The sequence below is a fragment of the Pseudomonas fuscovaginae SE-1 genome, assembly GCF_000364705.1.
Classification (GTDB): Bacteria; Pseudomonadota; Gammaproteobacteria; order Pseudomonadales; family Pseudomonadaceae; genus Aquipseudomonas; species Aquipseudomonas fuscovaginae_A.
In genome coordinates, this window is the sequence record NZ_AQOH01000018.1 from 1 (window position 1) to 611 (window position 611).

A 611-nucleotide genomic window follows, 5' to 3' on the forward strand; every position below is an offset into this window, starting at 1 on the left:
TTGCCGACCAGCGCGGTACGGATGCCGTGGGGCCGCAGGTAATCGCCGAGGGTCAGTTCTTCGAGGGGCAGCGGCACGGCGTTCCAGGCCACCTGGTGGCTGCTGACGTAACGCCCGGTGTAGGCCGACATCCGCGACGGGCCGCAGATGGTGCCCTGGGTGTAGGCGCGGCTGAAGCGCACGCCGGCGGCGGCCAGGCGGTCGATGTTCGGCGTGTGCAGGTGAGGGTGGCCGTAGCAGGACAGGTAATCGCGACGCAGTTGGTCGCACATGATGTAGAGCACGTTGCGCACATGGGACATGGGGTTCACCGCAGTGGAAGACAGGTCGAGGATTTCGCGGGGCGGGGCGGCTTTCGGCAAGTGCATTTGGTGACTGTTTTTCATGCATCCGGCGCATGGCGGTGGGGGCATGAGGGCCTCTTCGCGGACAAGCCCGGCTCAGGGTTCACGTACCGTCTCTAGGAGCCGGGCTTGCCCGCGAATAGGCCATCTCAGACCGCCACCCGCTCCAGGCTGCACACCTCGCCCACCTCCACCGCATCCTCGTCCCTGATCTGCCCGATCATCGCCTCGGCCAGCGGCGACAGCCGATACCCGGCGCGGCTGACG

1 protein-coding gene and 1 pseudogene are annotated in these 611 nt (G+C 67.1%); both read right to left on the reverse strand.

What is annotated here, in order from left to right; genetic code table 11:
• The coding region (locus K675_RS30280) for a sulfatase-like hydrolase/transferase (protein WP_157383900.1) at positions 1-302 on the reverse strand (302 nt) is incomplete at its 3' end.
• A gap of 191 nt (positions 303-493) precedes the next feature.
• Positions 494-611: pseudogene (locus K675_RS32850) on the reverse strand (LysR family transcriptional regulator); the annotation flags it as partial.